This window comes from Agrobacterium sp. 20P9.1.2 (assembly GCF_057799395.1).
Window position 1 is genome coordinate 419,446 of sequence record NZ_JBYOKI010000005.1, and the last position, 16,731, is coordinate 436,176.

The following is a 16,731-nucleotide window of genomic DNA, read 5'->3' on the forward strand; positions in this document are numbered from 1 at the left end:
TAGTCATGCCCGAAGCCCACCGCCGCACTGACATAGGCTCAGGCCACTCATGCCACTTCCCGCCAACTCTGGCAACTGGCGGCAGCCCCAACGTGTTCGTCAACAACAAACCGCTGATGCGCGTCGGTGATGCCTACGTACCCCATGGTTGCCCGGTCTGCCCCGAACCCGTCCATGGCCGCAAGCTAGCCGCAGGATCATCCACTGTCTTCATCAACGGCAAGCCCGCTGGCCGCATTGGAGATGCCATTGATTGTGGTGGGCAGGCGCAGACGGGTTCACCCAATGTTTTTATCGGTGATGAGGGTGGTTCCGGCTCCGGTGGTGCAGGTGGAACGGAGTGTCAGAAGAGCATGGCGTCTCAATCGATGCCGATGGTGCGAAGGTAGATCTTATGGTTCCTGACGCTATTGACGAGAGGCAACTATCTTCAGTCGCTCAGGCTTTGTTGAAAAGCGTTTCCGAACTTGCTTCCGATCCCGACAAGCGCGTCTACGCGGTCATGGATGGTTCGCAATTCGATGACCTGCCGCGGTTGCTGAAGCAGGCTGATATCTCCCACCGCCCACTTTACCGCTATGCGGGCGGAGATTACGCCGTCATTGTTGGCGGTCCTTGGCTGGTTAATCCATATCAAGCTGCATTGTCGCAGTCGAATGACACCTCTTCCAGCGACGCTGCCGAGGACGACATTTCCAACGAGGAGCTTGAATCCCGTTCAGCGGCACTCTCCGCTCAGATGGTATCATCCTTGGAGGCGGGCGACCCGACTGGTGGCGGTATGCTGCCGGTGCCGGATGTCGATCCCACGCTCGTTATCCAGCGTCTCCAGAAAATCGTCGAGTTGAGTGATGGAAAGCCAGCATTGGTTCTCTGGTCTGGGAACGGTGATTTCACCACTGAGCATCTTCACCGCCATCTGCGCGGCCTCAACCGCATATTGGTGCCGAAGATATGGAAAGATAATCAAGTTTTGAATGAAGGACCGCGCGTTACGAACGAGGAAGAGTTTGTCGCCGCGGGAGATCATGAGTCACCAGAAGATTTGATGTCCGGCGGCCAGGAGATGGTCATTTTTCGACATGCAGACGCGAATGTCATGATGCAGACGATCCCGGCTCTGGATGAGGTTCAAGTCGCTCGTTTGTTCGGCCCCGCGATACAGCTTATCTTCGCGCCGGATAAGGCTTGGGGCGGGGGCGTCAAGAGAGCGCGTCGAGGGGCGGATATACCGGCCCCTCTCGGTCCTCTTAAGTTTGACCGCGCCGCGATGCAGATGATGAGTGCCTCCCGGCTGGAGGTTTCCCGGCAGCGAGTTATGACCTACCTGCGGGAAGCTGACCCCGAAAACAATAATCTTTCCGATGCTGATCTTCGTAAAAAGACGTTGTTTTACGAGGCTGATGGAAAGGAAATGGGACTTCGATCTGAAGCTGCGCATGCCCGCTGGGCGTTTTTGATGTCATCTACCGATGGTGAAATCGGCCGAGAGCAGGAAATCAGAAAGGCAGTGAAGACCTCCGCTGATCCCGATCAAACCTTGGGCCAGCTCATGGATGAGATGGTGAAAATTGGGCAGGCCGAGATCCAGGGCAAACGTGTATTGGGGGCCGGTTGATGGCTCTTCCTCTCGCTATTCCCGTTGCCGTTGGCTTAGGCCGTCTTGCCATGCTCGGCTACCGGGCTTATCAGGGCTACAGGGCCGTCCGAACCGCTCAGGCCGTCACCGCAACTGCGGAAGCTGCTCTTGCTGCTGAACGAGCAAGAAAAGCGGCTCAGTTGGCCCAAGCTGCCTCGATGGCCCAGCAACTCGCCCAAACAAAGGCGCGTGAAGAGCCGTGCGATGACTGCCCTTGCCACAGCGTCGTTGTCATTTCTAAAAGTAAGTATCCTGAGTCCGCGCAGCATATTTTGGATGCCCAGGCGGCGGGAAAGCCATCTATCTTGACAATTGACCGACCGAATGCTGCCATGCGTAGAGCAGCGGCGACTGGTTCGTATCCCCGGGAGGCTGGAAAGCAACCTGATGAATATCCCCCTGCAATGTTTTCGGAGGGCGGAACTGGCGCCAGCGTGAGAAATATTACTGCTGGTGACAACATGGGGGCAGGCGCTTCCATGGGTAATCAGCTTCGAAAATATCGTGATGGCTGTAAAGCCACTATTACTGTTGGACCTTGATTATGGCTGAAGTTTTTTCACTTTTTGTAAGCTACCAGCAAGTGGCTGTTTTCAATCAAAGTCTTGATAGCCCTTTCAATGACTGGGAACCACGCCATGTTTCACAAGGGTTTTCCTGGCGTCCTGATAGTGTTTCCTTCAGAGTTGCCGAGGGCGAGAATTACCTCGTCGAAATTCTTCAGAATGATGAGGAGTCGATGTTCACCGGGGAGCCGACAAGAATTATTTTAACGCCCTTTGAACGTCTTAATAATGATTTCGTAGCCGTTGGATCTATAACTGAAGAAAATAAAATCACGATTGTTGAGGCGGAAAAATTCCAGCTTATCTTTGAATTGCTGCCCAGTGGTATTTATGAAGGCGAGAAATTCGAGAACGGTATTCGACTTAGATTTATAAAAGACGACAGTCCGATGTTTGAAATCCAAAAAGCAGACAGCGAGATGGATGTATCTTTGCCATTGAACTTGGTTGCTCGGCCAGCGGAGTAAATCACGATATTCTCTGCATCGATGTAGGGATGCGGAGCGTTTTATGAATTTAGATTTTTAGTAGCGTGGGCTCTTTCAAATGATTGCCGAGTTTCCGTTGACGGCTCTATACAAACAAGTTGTCGTTCATCGCGCCGACCTGCCGCGTCCCGGTTTGCTATGGGATGATGATCACGTCGATCAAGGCTTTGCGTGGTCGGAAGGTATAGTCAGTTTCGGTGTACCCGATCACGATGGACAGTGCTTCCTTCAAATTGATGTAGCTGACCAGTTGAAACTGGAAGCCAACGCTGAGTGGGCCGTTCAGACTCCTTTCGAAGTTGATGCACCTTTAAAGATTGGCACGATCACCAATATGCGTGATGTTCTTGTGCCGAATGGCCGTTACAATCTCGTCTTTCAAGCTCTTCCCGGCTCTGCTGCTCCAGAGAATGGGTACGCTTATGTCCTCTTGTTGACCTTTGTTAAATCTGTTGAGCCATCTTTTGAAATTCTAAAGCAGGGTGAGGAGCTCGCCACAGACAAGGTTTTGCGTCGGGACGCACAGCGCGCCTAATGTCTATTTACCGGGGCTCCCTAGCACTAATAACTCTTTAGTTGATAGGAGTTTGATTAGAAAAATGGCGGATGTTGATTTTTGATCAGATCCCACGAAGCGCCCCGCTGAAAGGCAACGCCAGCGCTTGAAAAGTTGAGCTAGCGGCCTAAATATAACGTTAAAGTAGCTGCGCGGACATTTGTCGGGATGCCATCATTTAAATAGCTGTTTTGTAGTAAGATATATATTAGATTTAATGAAGCATGAAAAAATGATTGAAGAAATTTTATCCACTCGCAAGGCTACGCCGGAGCAAATCCTCCAGGCTTTCGATGATCTCCAAGCTGCAAATCTCGATTTCATGAATGGGCTTTGGAGCGGTTTTGAAATTCGCACTGGCCACGGGCTTGATGGGCTTCTGGAACCCAGTGGCTGGTATGGCAAGCTGTTTGAAACCGCTGAAGCCGTCCATCCGCTTTTGTTCTACGGTACAGGCAAGAGCAGTCTCTATGCGGTTGATCCTCTTCTGGTGCCGTTGTCAGCACCTCTGCCCCGCTCCTCTGCACTCGGTTACGCAATGAGAATTCTGCGACCTGTGCTGCAAACCAGATCGCCCAAAGCGCGCCTGCGGATGGTTGAGTTTCGCGGCCGGGCCACGGCGACGATGGTTTATGACAGCAAGCCGATCTTCGATCATTTCGCGCGGATAGATGACCGACGTGTTCTCGGCATCATGGACCTCAAAGGGATGCCTGGCCCCTATGCATTTTGCCTGGAACGCGATGATACTTCAATGGATATAAGGCTTTAACAAATGACTGGCGTTACACTCATTACCGGCGGCGCAAGCGGAATCGGGCGTTTGCATGCTTTGCGGTTTGCAGAAAAGGGCAAGACTGTCGCCATCATCGACCTCAATAAGGAGGGGCTTTCCGAGGTCGGTGGGCAGCATCGTTGTATCAATGCATTTTCATGCGATGTGACAGATCATGAGGCCCTTTCTAGGACGATTGCTGAGATTGAGCAGACCCTTGGTGAAATAGATGCGCTTATCGTTTGCGCCGCGATTATGCCGGGCGGTGAGCTTGCAAAAACAGAACCGGCCAAGACGATCAAAGTCATGCAAATCAATTATGGCGGAATGGTCAATGCGACGAGCATTGTTCTTTCCAAAATGCTGCCGCGCGCCCGCGGCGATGTCATAATATATGGATCAACAGCAGGCATCGTCCCCATTGATCGCTTCGGCGCCTATGGCGCAACGAAGGCAGCCGTCAATCATTATGCCAAAGTGCTGATGAATGAAAACCGCAACAAGGGCATCCGGTTTCAGCTCGTGTGTCCACCCGCAGTCGATACGCCGCTCATCTCTCAGGTCTCGAATGATGGCCCTGATTTCCTTAAGAATGGCCAGACATCAATTTCGCAAATGGTTACGCCAGAAGCTGTTGTCGACTCCGTAGAGCGCGCGCTGGAAGCAGGCCGCGAGATAAATTATCCAGGACGCGGCAAGTTGATCGAGCTGGCCTATCGAGCATTCCCAAATATTGTTCGCTGGGTGTCTAACAGGTAATGGCATTTTTCGCCGGGGCCGCATGGGCTAAGTCAGCTTTGGTCTCGGCACGATACAACATGTCTACGGAATGAAAAAAGCCGCCGTGCTATCTGGCCCATTTTCCTACGCTGCGGGTTACGCGCGACGCTGACAGTTCAGAAGCTTTAGCAAGCGTACCCCAGCCAATACCCAGCCCACCCCCGGAACATCTCCCGTCCCGCCGCGTTTGTGACAGGCTGTAGAAGGAGATGATCATGGCAGTGACGTATCACGTAGGTGAACACGACGGCGGGTATGCTTATCGGTTGGGGGATGTGTGGTCGGAGACGTTTCCGGATCATGATGCCGCTTTGGAGGCTGCGAAGGACGCGGCGCGGCGGCAGCAGATTGGGGGCGAGGAGGTGGATATCTCTTTCCAGCTAGCTAATGGACAATGGCAGTCGCAGCATGTTCATGGCGGTGATCGGCCTGATACAGATGTCGTGGACGATACTGTCGAGAAGTAATCGTTTCTATTAAATTAGGCCGGATGGGGCGCTTACCGTTTGTGGCGCTCCACCTGGTGATGTAATATATATTTTATGATTTCCTCGGAGCTCGTGCATTTTTGCACGCAATGGCTTCCTTATCACACTCGCACTTATAACAATGCGTCGCAGCCGAGCTATCGGTAAGCAGCTTGAAGTTCGCCAACGCCGGTGCAAGAGTGGTCCTATGCTTCTGTCGCTTTCCAATGTCACCAAATCATATGAGACCCCGGAGGGACCTGTTGAGGTTTTGAAGGGTGTAGATCTCCTTGTGTCTGAAGGTCAAAGCGTTGCTCTGACCGGGGAGTCGGGAAGCGGCAAAAGTACGCTACTGCATCTCGCTGGTGGGTTGGATCGTCCCGCAAGCGGGGTCATTTTGATGAATGGGCGTGATCTGACCGGCTTGGACGAAGCGGGGCGTGCGCTGTATCGGAAAAACGAAGTTGGGCTGATCTTCCAGCAGTTCAACCTCATCCCATCGCTTGATGTCGCGGCCAATATTGCGTTTCATGCCAAGCTTGCGGGTCGGCATGATGTTGCGTGGCAAAGTGAGTTGGTGGCACAGCTTGGTCTTGGCCAATTGCTGAACAGATATCCGGAACAGCTTTCGGGCGGCCAGCAGCAGCGGGTAGCCATTGCGCGGACGCTGGCGGCGCGGCCTGCCCTGGTGCTGGCAGATGAGCCAACCGGTAATCTGGATGAAGCAACCGGTGATGCGGTGCTGGACCTGATGTTGTCGCTGAGCCGGAATGCCGGGTCTGCGCTGCTGCTTGTTACGCATTCCATGCATCTTGCAGACAAGCTGGATCGTAAAGTCCTGCTGCGCGGCGGAAAAATTGCCGCATGAACCTCGCCACTTTTCTCGTTCTTATCTCCCACTGGCGTCACCGCCCGTTGCAGCTCATCACGCTTATTCTCGGCATTGGACTGGCAACTGCACTGTGGTCCGGCGTGCAGGCCATCAATGCGGAAGCGCGGGCCAGTTACGCGCGCTCCGCTGCAATCGTTGAGCAGAGCGGGCTTTCGCAACTGGTGGCGAAAGATGGTGGCATCATTCCGCTTGCCAGTTTTGCAAAGCTTCGACGCGCAGGCTGGAATGTCTCGCCCGTCATCGAAGGTGACTACAGGTTCGGCACCAGCCGCATAAGGCTGGTCGGCATAGACCCGCTGACAATGCCGGATGAGGGCCGTGTCTTCACTCTTTCGGGTTCTTCCGAAGTGGTGGATTTCATTGGCGGGCAGGATGTGCTGGTGGTGTCTGAGGCCACGGCACAACGGCTCAAGGGCGAGACTGGCGTTCGTTTGAAGGTGTCCGGCAATATACCGGATGATGCGGCTTTTACGGATATCAGCGTTGCCGACAGGTTGCTGCATCGTGATGGTGCACTGAGCAGGCTTGTGATTGCACCAGATCAGCGCCTCGCTTTACCCGCGCTGGAGAGCGTTGCGCCAGAGCTGAAGGTCAACTTAGCTGGTGAGCGGCCGGACATGGCGCGGCTGACGGACAGTTTTCATTTGAACCTTACGGCCTTCGGCTTCCTCGCCTTTATCGTTGGCCTTTTCATTGTCTATTCGGCCACTGGGCTTTCATTCGAACAGCGACGGGCCACGTTCCGTACCATCCGCTGCCTGGGTGTGTCGCTGCGCGCGCTGACATCGATGCTCATCATCGAAATCATGCTTCTTTCCTTGATCTCTGGCGTGATCGGCGTCGTCATTGGATATGTCATGGCCTCCATGCTGTTGCCCGGCGTGGCGGCGACGCTGCGCGGGCTTTATGGCGCAACGGTTTCCGGCAGCCTTTCCCTGCGGCCTGAATGGTGGCTGGCTGGAATGGGCATGGCCCTGGCAGGCACCGCTTTATCGTCCCTGCAAAGCCTCTGGCGCGTGCGCAACATGCCCATTCTGTCTGCTTCCCAGCCGCAGGCATGGGCTTTGGCATCGGGAAATGCGCTGCGCTTTCAGTCGCTTGGCGGCGCGCTTATGCTCGGCATTGCAGCCCTGTTTGCGGTCGTGGGTTCAGGGCTAGCGACCGGGTTCTTGGTGCTGGGTACCCTTCTTCTGGGCTCGGCGCTTTTGCTGCCTGCTTTTCTCACTCTCATTCTTCAGCTTGCGGAGCGGTGGTCTAAAAAGGTTCTGACCGTTTGGTTCTGGGCAGATACACGCTTACAACTGCCCGGCCTGTCACTGGCCTTGATGGCGCTGCTTCTTGCGCTGTCGGCCAATGTCGGTGTCGGTACCATGGTATCCAGTTTTCGCACCACTTTCCTAGGCTGGCTGGACCAGCGTCTGGTCGCGGAACTCTATGTCACGGCGCGTGATGAGGCGGAAGCGGCCCGTCTCAGGGCGTGGCTTCCCGTACATGCAGATGCGGTCCTGCCGATATGGAGCGCGTCGGGGCAAGTGCTGGGCGATGAGGTGCAGATATCCGGTGTTGCTGACCACGCGACTTACCGGGACCACTGGCCGCTTATTCAATCGATGCCGGGTGCTTGGGACACAATCGCGCAAGGACATGGCGCGCTGATAAATGAGCAGTTCTGGCGGGCAAAGCATGTTCAGCCCGGACAGGAAATAACTTTGCCGGATGGCTGGCGGGTGACAGTCGTTGGTGTTTATTCGGATTACGGCAATCCGAAGGGGCAGGTCATGGTCGGTGCGGATGCGCTAAGCAACCATTACCCCAACGTGTCCAAGCTCAGATATGGCGTCCGCGTCGATCCCGCACGCGCGTCCGATCTCAAACGCCAAATGGTGCAGGAGTTGGGACTGCCGGACGGTAATGTACTGGATCAGGCCTCGCTGAAACGCCAGTCGCGTGCGGTGTTCGAGCAGACCTTTGTCGTCACAGGCGCGCTGAATGTGCTGACGCTGGCCGTTGCCGGTTTTGCCATGTTTGCAAGCCTGCTGACGCTTTCCGGCATAAGGCTGCCGCAGCTTGCGCCTGTCTGGGCCATGGGCATCCGCCGGCGTAACCTTGCTATTCTGGAGGTGCTCAGAACGCTCGCTTTGTGGCTCGTCACCTTCATTGCCGCCATTCCCGTTGGGCTTGCGCTGGCCTGGGTGCTTCTCGTCATCGTCAATGTCGAGGCTTTCGGCTGGCGCCTGCCGATGATGATTTTTCCGGTGGAGTGGCTGAAGCTGGGTGCAATCGCGCTTGTGGCGGCCATCCTGTCAGTGCTTGTGCCAGTTCTGCGGTTGGCCGCCATCAATCCATCCGATCTGCTGAGAGTGTTTGCTAATGAGCGCTAGATATCTAGCTTTTTTCGGCACTGTGCTGATGGCCCTGCTTGCATTGCCAGCCATTCTTCTGGCGCAGGGCTTCGCAGGTCTCGGGTCGGATGCTCAAGGGTTTTCCGTTCCTCAGCGCGGGACCACGCTTTCGTTTCCGAGAGATCACGGGGCTCATCCGGATTTTCGGATCGAGTGGTGGTATGTCACCGCAAATCTCGAAACAGAAGATGGCCGCCCGCTTGGCGCGCAATGGACCCTGTTTCGCTCCGCCCTTTCGCCGCAAGATCAGACAGGTTGGTCCAGTCGGCAAATCTGGATCGGGCATGCGGCAGTGACGACGGCTGACCATCATTATGTCGCGGAGCGGCTTGCCCGGGGCGGTGTCGGGCAGGCGGGGGTGGTGACCAGCCCGTTCGAAGCGTGGATCGATGATTGGCAGATGACGTCGTCTTCAGCCGGAGGCATCGACCCACTGGCGCAGATCGATCTGCACGCCACCGGCCAGGACTTCGGTTACCAGCTGGCACTTACCGCAACGAAACCGCTCGTTTTGCAGGGAGATCGCGGTTATTCGGTCAAATCTCAGGCAGGGCAGGCGAGCTATTATTACTCCCAGCCCTTTTACGAGGTAAAAGGCACCGTCACCCTCGGCGGATCGCTCGTCAAGGTTCGCGGCAAGGCATGGCTGGACCGGGAATGGTCATCGCAGCCGCTGGCGTCAGATCAAACCGGCTGGGACTGGTTTTCGCTGCATCTTACCTCTGGCGAAAAGGTCATGGCGTTTCGGCTGCGCGATTCAGGTGAGGGCTACACGTCTGCGAACTGGATTTCCGAAGACGGCAAGACAACACCGCTCTCGTCGGATGATGTCAGTTTCGAACCTCTGCGAAGCGCCAGGGTCAACGGCAAAGACATTCCGGTTGCCTGGCGGGTAAAGATTGCCAGCAAGGGGCTGGATATCACCACAAAGCCGCTGAATGACAATGCGTGGATGGCCACATCCACGCCCTATTGGGAAGGCCCGATCTCGTTTGATGGAAGCACGTCCGGCGTCGGGTATCTGGAAATGACCGGCTATTGATTGGCTTAGGCCAAAGCCTGCCCAACCACTATCGATGAGAGATTAGCCGCCGGTATTCCGCTTCCGGTATGCCGTAGGAATCTCCCGCCGTTTCTTCCATGATGCTGCGGTCCCTGACCGTAATCATCGCGCGCTCTGCCTTTATCGCGCGGTTTCCTTCCAGCTTGTGCAGCGCATCCGTGACGCTGGGCCGTCTAACGCCGAGCATCACCGCCAGAAAATCGTGGGTCAGCGGCAGTTCGTCTCCCAGCCGGTCGTGACACATCAATAGCCAGCGTGCCAGACGTTGCTCGACATCGTAGCGTGCGTCTGCAAGGGCAGTTGCCGCGATCTGGATCATGAACACATGCGCATATCGCAACAGAAGCTCGCGCAATGCGCTGTTATCGTCCATCAGTTTCTGAAGCTCGGGCGTGGGAATTCGCAAGGCCTTGCCGCCTGCCTGCATGAATGCCTTGTGGGGGCTGCTGTCCACGCCCAGCAGAACCGGCACGCCGGAACATCCCTCGTGACCGATACAGCCGACCTCGATGGACTTGCTGGCCACGACTACTTCCGAGGACAGGCCGCTCTCGAAGAAGTAAACGTGGCTGATGGGTTTGCGAGTTTCAAACAGGACCTGCTCCTGCGCAAGCGTCACAGGTTCCAGCCGTGGCTGTACCAGGGCGACGTCTTTTTCGGATAGAGTTTTGAGAAGACCGTTAGTAGTCCAAGTCACGCGAAGCCCTTTCATGCGGTCCATAACAGGCAATGTGCGGCTTGAGCGTTTGGACCGAAGGGAACGCCCTGCTTCTATATCACAAATTGCACCGTGATGAAACTTTCCTCCCCGCCAAAGGTTCGGGACGAACAGGGGAGAATTGTAATGAGATACTATTTTCATGTCCGTCGTCATCAGGAACTGCAGAAAGATCCGGAAGGCGCGGAATTCGAAACTCTCGAAGCAGCGCGCGACGAGGCCTTTCAGGCCGCCCGCGAAATCCTCGCGGAGAGGATGGTACGTGGCGAAGTCATAGATGGCGAAGTTTTCGAAATCACGACAGAAGAGGGTGAAATCGTCACGACCGTTCCCTTCCGCGCAACGGTCCGCATGGCTGAGTAAAAGGTCTATCCATCTTCCAGAACTCACGTTGACAGTGGCTCACCTACGCCAAAAATCCGTCTTTTCAAGAGGCCGTTCAACAAGCGTACGCTAACGTACCCTTCCCTCAGGTGGAGGAACGATGATGCAGCCAAAGACTTGATTAACCTCAAGCTCATGAGGAGATCGAGCATGGCAGCAGAAATCAACACTCAGCAGGAACTCGTGTCCCTGATACCCGCCCTGCGCAGGTTCGCCTCGCGCTTTCACCGCAGCCAGACAGATGCCGATGATCTTGTGCAGGATACGCTGCTCAAAGCCTTGAAGGCCTTGCCCTCGTTTACGCCGGGCACGAACCTCAAATCCTGGCTGTTCACCATCATGCGCAACGCGCACCACACGACCTATCAAAAAGCCAAACGCATCACCGTCGGCACTGACAATCTCGACTTCCTCATCCCGGCAGCGGAGTCGCCGCAGGAATGGGCCATGCGGAAGCTGGAATACGACAAGGCCGTCGCCGCCATGCCGACCATATACAAGGATGTCTTCCATCTCGTGGTCGAAGACGGGCAGGCTTACGATGCGGCGGCGACCCAGTGCCGGATTTCCGTTGGAACGGTGAAGAGCCGTATTAACCGCGCAAAGCATTTTCTGGCAGATCGCATGGGCGACACCATGGCCAACGTCGCTTCCATTTGAAGCGACAGGGCCGGGGTAGGTTCTGGCCTGTGACAGGCGTTCTCACCGAAAGATAAAGCTTTTACCCGCAACCGGGGAACCAGATGCCCGCCATTCAGTTTCGGCTCCTCTCCCACTGGAGCCATGCATGACAATTCCCACCGCCACCTATCGCATTCAGTTTCGCAACGGCATGACCTTCGATCGTGCTGCTGCACTCATCCCCTATCTCAAGAAACTTGGTATCAGCCATCTCTATGCGTCGCCGATATTCACGGCGACGACTGAGTCCACGCATGGATATGACGTCACGGATGCCAATGAAATCGATCCGACCATCGGCGGTCGGGCTGGTTTTGATCGGCTGGTTGAGGCGCTGAAAGCTGAAGGTCTTGGGCTCATTCTGGATATCGTGCCCAATCACATGGCCGCGTCTCTGGAGAATGCGTGGTGGAAACACGTCATCGAGCACGGGCAAGAGAGCCGTTACGCCCACCATTTCGATATCGACTGGTCACGCCGTCTGACATTGCCCTTTCTCGGCAGCGATTTTGCCGAAGTGATTGAAGCAGACGAGATTACAATCAAGGCTGACCCGGTCACCGGCAAACCGGCATTTTGCTATCATGATGCCTTTTATCCGCTGACGCCTTCTTCCTACGCCGCAGAAGGCGCGGACGCACTTCAAACAACTGACAAAAGCCGTATTGCCGATCTGCACGACCAGCAGCCGTACCGGTTGATGTCCTGGCGAGATGCGAGTTCCGATCTCTCCTACAGGCGGTTTTTCGAAGTCACCGGCCTTGTCGGCGTCAGGGTCGAAGCGCCTGAAATCTTTGACGAGACACACCGTCTCATACTGGAACTGGTGCGCAGCGGCGCTGTCGATGGCCTGCGCGTCGATCATGTGGATGGGCTTGCTGATCCCAAAGCCTATCTGGAGCGGCTGCGCCGTGAGGTCGGGCCGGATTGCTATCTGACGGTGGAAAAAATCTTGGGCCCGGGCGAGGCGCTTCCTGCAGACTGGCCCGTATCAGGCACCACCGGATATGAGTTTATTTCCACGCTAAGCAACATCTTTGTGGACGAAACGAAGCTGGATGAACTGCGCTCGGCCTACGAACAGGCCACAGGTCGTCCAGTCGATATGCAGACGGAATTGCGAAAAGCCAAGCTGCTGATGGCCGACAAGAACTTCGCTGGGGAATTCTCAAGGCTCCTCAAGCTATCGATGGAGATACTGGGCGAGCAAACGGAGCAGCCGAGCGAAGCGGATGTTCGCGCTGCGCTGCGGGAATTGGTGACCTCATTTCCGGTCTACAGAACCTATGGCACAGAGGATGGACTTCCTCACCAAAGTGCCGAAGTTTTGGCCGAGGTTGTCGCTACCATATCCGCTGGCCCGAACGCGCCCAATGTGCATGCACTAAAAAGCCTGCAACACATTCTGCAAAGCGGTGAGGGGCCGATTGCCGCGGAGTTTAGAACGCGCTTCCAGCAATTGACGGGCCCGCTCATGGCGAAGTCGGTAGAAGATACGTTGTTCTACCGCGAAAACACGATGCTGGCGCTGAGCGAAGTCGGAGCAGAACCGCTGCCGCATGCTTATTCAGTGGAACGGTTTCATGCAGAGATGGCTCAGCGGCTGGAAACCCAGCCGCATGGCCTGTCGGCCACCTCCACCCATGATACCAAGAGAGGCGAAGACGCACGCGCGCGGCTCTATGCCATCACAGAAGCGCCGGAACTGTGGGCGAAGGCAGTCAGCCGCTGGCAGGGTATGAATGCCGGTTTCAAGCAGGACCTTGAGGACGGCGTGGCGCCCGAGCCAGCCGTGGAATGGATGCTGTATCAGGCGCTGGCAGGCGTCTGGCCATACGATTTGAAGACGACGGATCAGGAAGGGCTGAAAGCGCTGGAAGAGCGTTTTGCCGCCTATGTGGAAAAGGCCTTGCGCGAGGCGAAGCTGCGTACGAATTGGGGCGACGGCAACGAGGTCTATGAGAAGGCGGTGATCGACTATGCGCGGAATCTGCTTTCCCCGGATAATCAAATCTTTCTGCAAGACTTTATGAAGACGCTTGAACCCCTTGTAACCGCGGGGATTTCAAACAGTCTCTCGCAAACGCTGATAAAGCTGACCGCTCCCGGTGTGCCTGATATTTATCAAGGCAGTGAAGGGCTCGATCTCAGCCTTGTCGATCCGGATAATCGCCGCGAACCGGATTTCGACGCTCTTGCAACGCAACTGTCTGACGAGGACAGCGTGGTCGAAGACTGGCCGAACCCAAAACTAAAACAGCGTCTGATTGCCACCATTCTTCATATGCGACGCGAAGCGCCCGATCTTTTCCGTAAGGGACGCTATCTACCGCTCATAGCAACCGGCAGCGGCGCGGAACATGTCGTGTCCTATGCCAGAACCACACAGGATGATGCGCTCATCGTCGTCATACCCCGGCTCACAATGGGGAGTGGTTCAGTCGTAGACGAGAGGCGCATAAAGCTACCGGACGAATTGGCAAACCGGACATATGTCGATGTGTTGAGCCAGGAGACGTTTGAAGTGTCAGACGCGCTGATCTTGGGGAAACGCCTTTTCGCCGTGCTGCGGGCGTCGCGCTAATCAGTCTGCCTCGGCGCGGACCATCCGGTCGATGTGTCCGCGCGCCGTCAATGACCCCGGCGGATGACCGATGATGCGTTTGAAGGCGCGGCTGAAGGCGGCCTGTGAACCGTAACCCAGCTTGATCGCGGCGGTTTCGATTGGCATGTGTTCCTTGCCGATCCATTGTGAAGCAAGACGCATGCGCAGTTCTGTCAGATAGCGCAGTGGCGTAATGCCGGTAACATCCAGAAACCGTTCGGCAAAGACGGAGCGGGACGCGCCCATTTCACTCGCCAGTTCGGCCAGAGACCAGTCATGGCCGGGATTGTTGTGAATGGCCAGAATGACGCGGCCAAGGCGTGGGTCGCGCAGGGCAGCAATCCAGCCAGAGGAATCGCCACAGCCGCATTCCACCCATGCCCGCACAATGAAGGCGGCAACCACATCTGCCAGCCGAGCCAGAATGCCCGCAAATCCTGCCCGCGCCTGCGTCGTTTCCCGTTCCATAGCTTCCAGCATCGGCAGCAGTTCAGGATAGCGCGGCAAAAGCGTACCGACGAACATCACCTCCGGCATCAACCCGACCAGCGGGTGAAGGCCGCCGAGATCGAATTCCATGCAGCCGCTGAAAACCAGAACGCGCTTTTCATGCGGCGTGTCGGGATTGCAGGCCTTGATATCAGTTACCGAATTGCATAGCGGGGCTGCATCGAGCGAGCGGATATTCTGGCAGGGAATGTCAGGGCTCGAAATCAGCGAATGTGCACCGCCGCGTGGCAACAGCACCGCATCGCCTGTATTCATGGTATGAAGCGTTCCAGCGGGGCTGCGCAAATAGACAGGACCGCAGGCAACAAAGTGAAACTGCGCGCGCCCTTCCACTTCGCCAAAGCCGAGGCCGAAGGGCGCTGTCGCCTCTATCCGGCGGTAATCCAGCCCGACGAGACGCATGCCCATCAGCAATTCGCTGACGAGATCTGGATCTGGCAACAATCGATTTTCGGACTTTTGATCAAGCATGACGGATTATGTGGCATAGAACGTCCGGAAAGTCCAGTTTATGGTCAGCGCATTCTCATCCTCCCAAAGGACACGATTATGAACCCTACTTTTAATCCCGTTGCCGCTGAGGCCGGTCCACATGCGCCCGCCTGGGGTGCCGTCACCTCCATGGCACTTGGCGTTTTCGGCCTGGTGACGGCAGAGTTTCTGCCTGCCAGCCTGCTGACGCCCATTGCCGCCGAGCTTGGCATTACCGAAGGTGCGGCCGGGCAGGCGGTCACTGTCACTGCTGTTGTCGGCATGGTGGCAAGCCTCGCCATTACCTCTGTCGCTCAGCGCATTGATCGTCGGCATCTGATGATGCTGTTTTCGGCGCTGCTCGTTATCTCCAACCTCATGGTGGCAGCGGCTCCAAGCCTGACCATGCTTTTGATCGGACGTCTGTTGCTGGGTGTTGCGCTTGGTGGTTTCTGGGCGATGTCGACTGCCATCGTCATCCGGCTGGTACCGCCAAAGAGCATTCCGCGCGCGCTCTCCATGGTGTTCAGCGGCGTCTCCGCAGCCACCATCGTTGCTGCTCCTGTCGGTACCTATGTGGGTGATCTTGCGGGCTGGCGCGCCGTTTTCGTCCTGACCGCACTGCTGGGCGTGATCGCCTTCGTTATGCAGTTCCTGACATTGCCGAAACTCGCTCCAACAGGCACCACCAGCCTGAAGACCCTTGGCGTCGTTCTGGCAAGACCGGGAATTGCTCTTGGCCTTGCAGCAGCAACGCTGGTCTTTGGCGGCCACTTTGCCTTCTTCACCTATCTGCGGCCATATCTGGAGGCGGATATCGGCGCTGGCATCGGCATGGTTTCCGCTCTGCTGCTGGGTTTCGGATTGGCCAATTTTGTCGGAACATTGCTTGCCGGATCGCTGATCAGCCGCAGCCTGAGATTTTCGCTGGCTGCTCTGCCTCTGCTGATGGCGGTCATCGCATTGCTGCTTGTCACCACACAGCCACCGCTGCCCTTGGCCGCCATTCTGGTCGCAATCTGGGGCTTCCTGTTCGGTGCGGTCCCAGTGTCGTGGTCTACATGGCTTGCACGCACCATTCCCGATGAAGCGGAAAGCGCAGGCGGTCTGCTGGTGGCGTCCATCCAGTTTGCCATTGCCATGGGTGCTGCGATTGGCGGCGTCATCTTCGACTTGAACGGCGCAACCACTGTGTTTGGCACCAGCGGTCTGGTGCTGGCCATCGCCGCCATCGGTATCATTCTCGGTGTAAAGCCGCGTCCGCAGGTCAGCATGGCCTGAAGAATTTGAGGACCATCAATCAAAAAGAAAGCCGGGGCTGATGCCCCGGCTTTGCGTATGTCGGCGATATGGTCGCTTTAGTTCGGGCAGGCTGTGCCAGTCGTACCGGTCGTGCCTGTTGTCGTCGTGCTGTTCTGGGTGGATGCAGCGCCGTTGACACAGTTGGTGTTGTTTGTGTTACCACCCGCACCGGAACCGCTGTTCATATTCGAGTTCGAATTGTTCATGCCTGTGCCGGATGTTCCGTTGGTGCCGGAACCACTTGTCGAGCCGCTAGATGTGCCCGAACCTGCATTTGATCCGCCATTGCCGCCTGTGCCACCTGAACCGCTGCCACCTGTTTGCGCAACAGCAAGCGATGCGAAGCTCAAAGCGAAGACCGATGCGATGAGATACTTTTTCATGTGTGTTTCCTCCAAGGTTTTCGTTATCTGCACCTACCCTAACCGGTGG

18 protein-coding genes are annotated in these 16,731 nt (G+C 56.2%); 15 read left to right on the forward strand and 3 right to left on the reverse strand.

The annotated features are described in order from the left end of the window. Positions 1-5: 5 nt before the first annotated feature. From AC27VJ_RS16710 to AC27VJ_RS16760, 11 genes are all read left to right on the forward strand, one after another. Entirely contained in the window at positions 6-389 is a 384-nt protein-coding gene (locus tag AC27VJ_RS16710; RefSeq protein WP_488684963.1) for a PAAR domain-containing protein, read from the forward strand. Continuing rightward, entirely contained in the window at positions 341-1,618 is a 1,278-nt protein-coding gene (locus AC27VJ_RS16715; RefSeq protein WP_488684965.1) for a hypothetical protein, read from the forward strand. Before AC27VJ_RS16710 ends, AC27VJ_RS16715 begins: the two co-directional genes overlap by 49 nt. Beyond that, positions 1,618-2,181 carry a NucA/NucB deoxyribonuclease domain-containing protein gene (locus AC27VJ_RS16720; RefSeq protein WP_488684966.1) on the forward strand — a complete coding sequence of 188 codons (564 nt, stop codon included), beginning with the start codon at positions 1,618-1,620 and terminating at the stop codon, positions 2,179-2,181. The genes AC27VJ_RS16715 and AC27VJ_RS16720 overlap by 1 nt, the downstream gene beginning before the upstream one ends. Before the next feature lie 2 nt (positions 2,182-2,183). Next, complete coding sequence (gene comJ, locus AC27VJ_RS16725) at positions 2,184-2,672, forward strand: competence protein ComJ (RefSeq protein ID WP_488684967.1); 489 nt, start codon at positions 2,184-2,186, stop codon at positions 2,670-2,672. Positions 2,673-2,751: 79 nt separating this feature from the next. Further along, positions 2,752-3,228, forward strand: a complete 477-nt coding sequence (comJ, locus tag AC27VJ_RS16730; protein ID WP_488684968.1) for a competence protein ComJ — start codon at positions 2,752-2,754, stop codon at positions 3,226-3,228. 253 nt (positions 3,229-3,481) lie between these two features. Then, positions 3,482-4,021, forward strand: coding sequence for a DUF4334 domain-containing protein (locus AC27VJ_RS16735; RefSeq protein WP_488684970.1), 540 nt, complete (start codon positions 3,482-3,484; stop codon positions 4,019-4,021). Positions 4,022-4,024: 3 nt separating this feature from the next. Next, positions 4,025-4,783, forward strand: a complete 759-nt coding sequence (locus AC27VJ_RS16740) for an SDR family NAD(P)-dependent oxidoreductase (RefSeq protein WP_488684971.1) — start codon at positions 4,025-4,027, stop codon at positions 4,781-4,783. Positions 4,784-5,019: 236 nt separating this feature from the next. Continuing rightward, entirely contained in the window at positions 5,020-5,271 is a 252-nt protein-coding gene (locus AC27VJ_RS16745; RefSeq protein ID WP_488684972.1) for a DUF2188 domain-containing protein, read from the forward strand. 208 nt (positions 5,272-5,479) lie between these two features. Then, positions 5,480-6,139, forward strand: a complete 660-nt coding sequence (locus tag AC27VJ_RS16750; protein ID WP_488684973.1) for an ABC transporter ATP-binding protein — start codon at positions 5,480-5,482, stop codon at positions 6,137-6,139. Continuing rightward, positions 6,136-8,544 (forward strand): ABC transporter permease, encoded by a 2,409-nt coding sequence (locus AC27VJ_RS16755; protein WP_488684974.1) that lies wholly within the window; start codon positions 6,136-6,138, stop codon positions 8,542-8,544. The genes AC27VJ_RS16750 and AC27VJ_RS16755 overlap by 4 nt, the downstream gene beginning before the upstream one ends. Positions 8,545-8,572: 28 nt before the next feature. Next, on the forward strand, positions 8,573-9,607 hold the full coding sequence (locus AC27VJ_RS16760) for a lipocalin-like domain-containing protein (protein WP_488685005.1): 1,035 nt from the start codon (positions 8,573-8,575) through the stop codon (positions 9,605-9,607). A 28-nt stretch (positions 9,608-9,635) separates the two neighbouring features. On the opposite strand, the gene AC27VJ_RS16765 is transcribed toward AC27VJ_RS16760, so the two are convergent. Further along, a complete protein-coding gene (locus AC27VJ_RS16765; RefSeq protein WP_488684975.1) occupies positions 9,636-10,325 on the reverse strand; it encodes a Crp/Fnr family transcriptional regulator in 690 nt (229 codons plus the stop codon). Between the two features lie 147 nt (positions 10,326-10,472). Here AC27VJ_RS16765 and AC27VJ_RS16770 point away from each other — a divergent pair, with 147 nt between their 5' ends. From AC27VJ_RS16770 to treY, 3 genes are all read left to right on the forward strand, one after another. Then, positions 10,473-10,709 carry a DUF6894 family protein gene (locus AC27VJ_RS16770; protein WP_113089272.1) on the forward strand — a complete coding sequence of 79 codons (237 nt, stop codon included), beginning with the start codon at positions 10,473-10,475 and terminating at the stop codon, positions 10,707-10,709. A gap of 171 nt (positions 10,710-10,880) precedes the next feature. Further along, positions 10,881-11,390, forward strand: a complete 510-nt coding sequence (locus AC27VJ_RS16775; protein ID WP_162727863.1) for an RNA polymerase sigma factor — start codon at positions 10,881-10,883, stop codon at positions 11,388-11,390. Positions 11,391-11,517: 127 nt separating this feature from the next. Then, positions 11,518-13,995 carry a malto-oligosyltrehalose synthase gene (treY, locus tag AC27VJ_RS16780; protein ID WP_488684976.1) on the forward strand — a complete coding sequence of 826 codons (2,478 nt, stop codon included), beginning with the start codon at positions 11,518-11,520 and terminating at the stop codon, positions 13,993-13,995. Here the strand turns inward: treY and AC27VJ_RS16785 are convergent, their stop codons facing one another. Continuing rightward, positions 13,996-14,997 (reverse strand): AraC family transcriptional regulator, encoded by a 1,002-nt coding sequence (locus tag AC27VJ_RS16785; protein WP_488684977.1) that lies wholly within the window; start codon positions 14,995-14,997, stop codon positions 13,996-13,998. It abuts the gene before it with no gap. A 78-nt stretch (positions 14,998-15,075) separates the two neighbouring features. Here AC27VJ_RS16785 and AC27VJ_RS16790 point away from each other — a divergent pair, with 78 nt between their 5' ends. After that, the gene (locus tag AC27VJ_RS16790) at positions 15,076-16,278 is read left to right on the forward strand and encodes an MFS transporter (protein ID WP_488684979.1); all 1,203 of its coding nucleotides are present in this window, start codon (positions 15,076-15,078) and stop codon (positions 16,276-16,278) included. 77 nt (positions 16,279-16,355) lie between these two features. Here AC27VJ_RS16790 and AC27VJ_RS16795 read toward each other — a convergent pair whose 3' ends face one another. Then, positions 16,356-16,682, reverse strand: coding sequence for a hypothetical protein (locus AC27VJ_RS16795; RefSeq protein ID WP_488684980.1), 327 nt, complete (start codon positions 16,680-16,682; stop codon positions 16,356-16,358). Positions 16,683-16,731 lie beyond the last annotated feature (49 nt).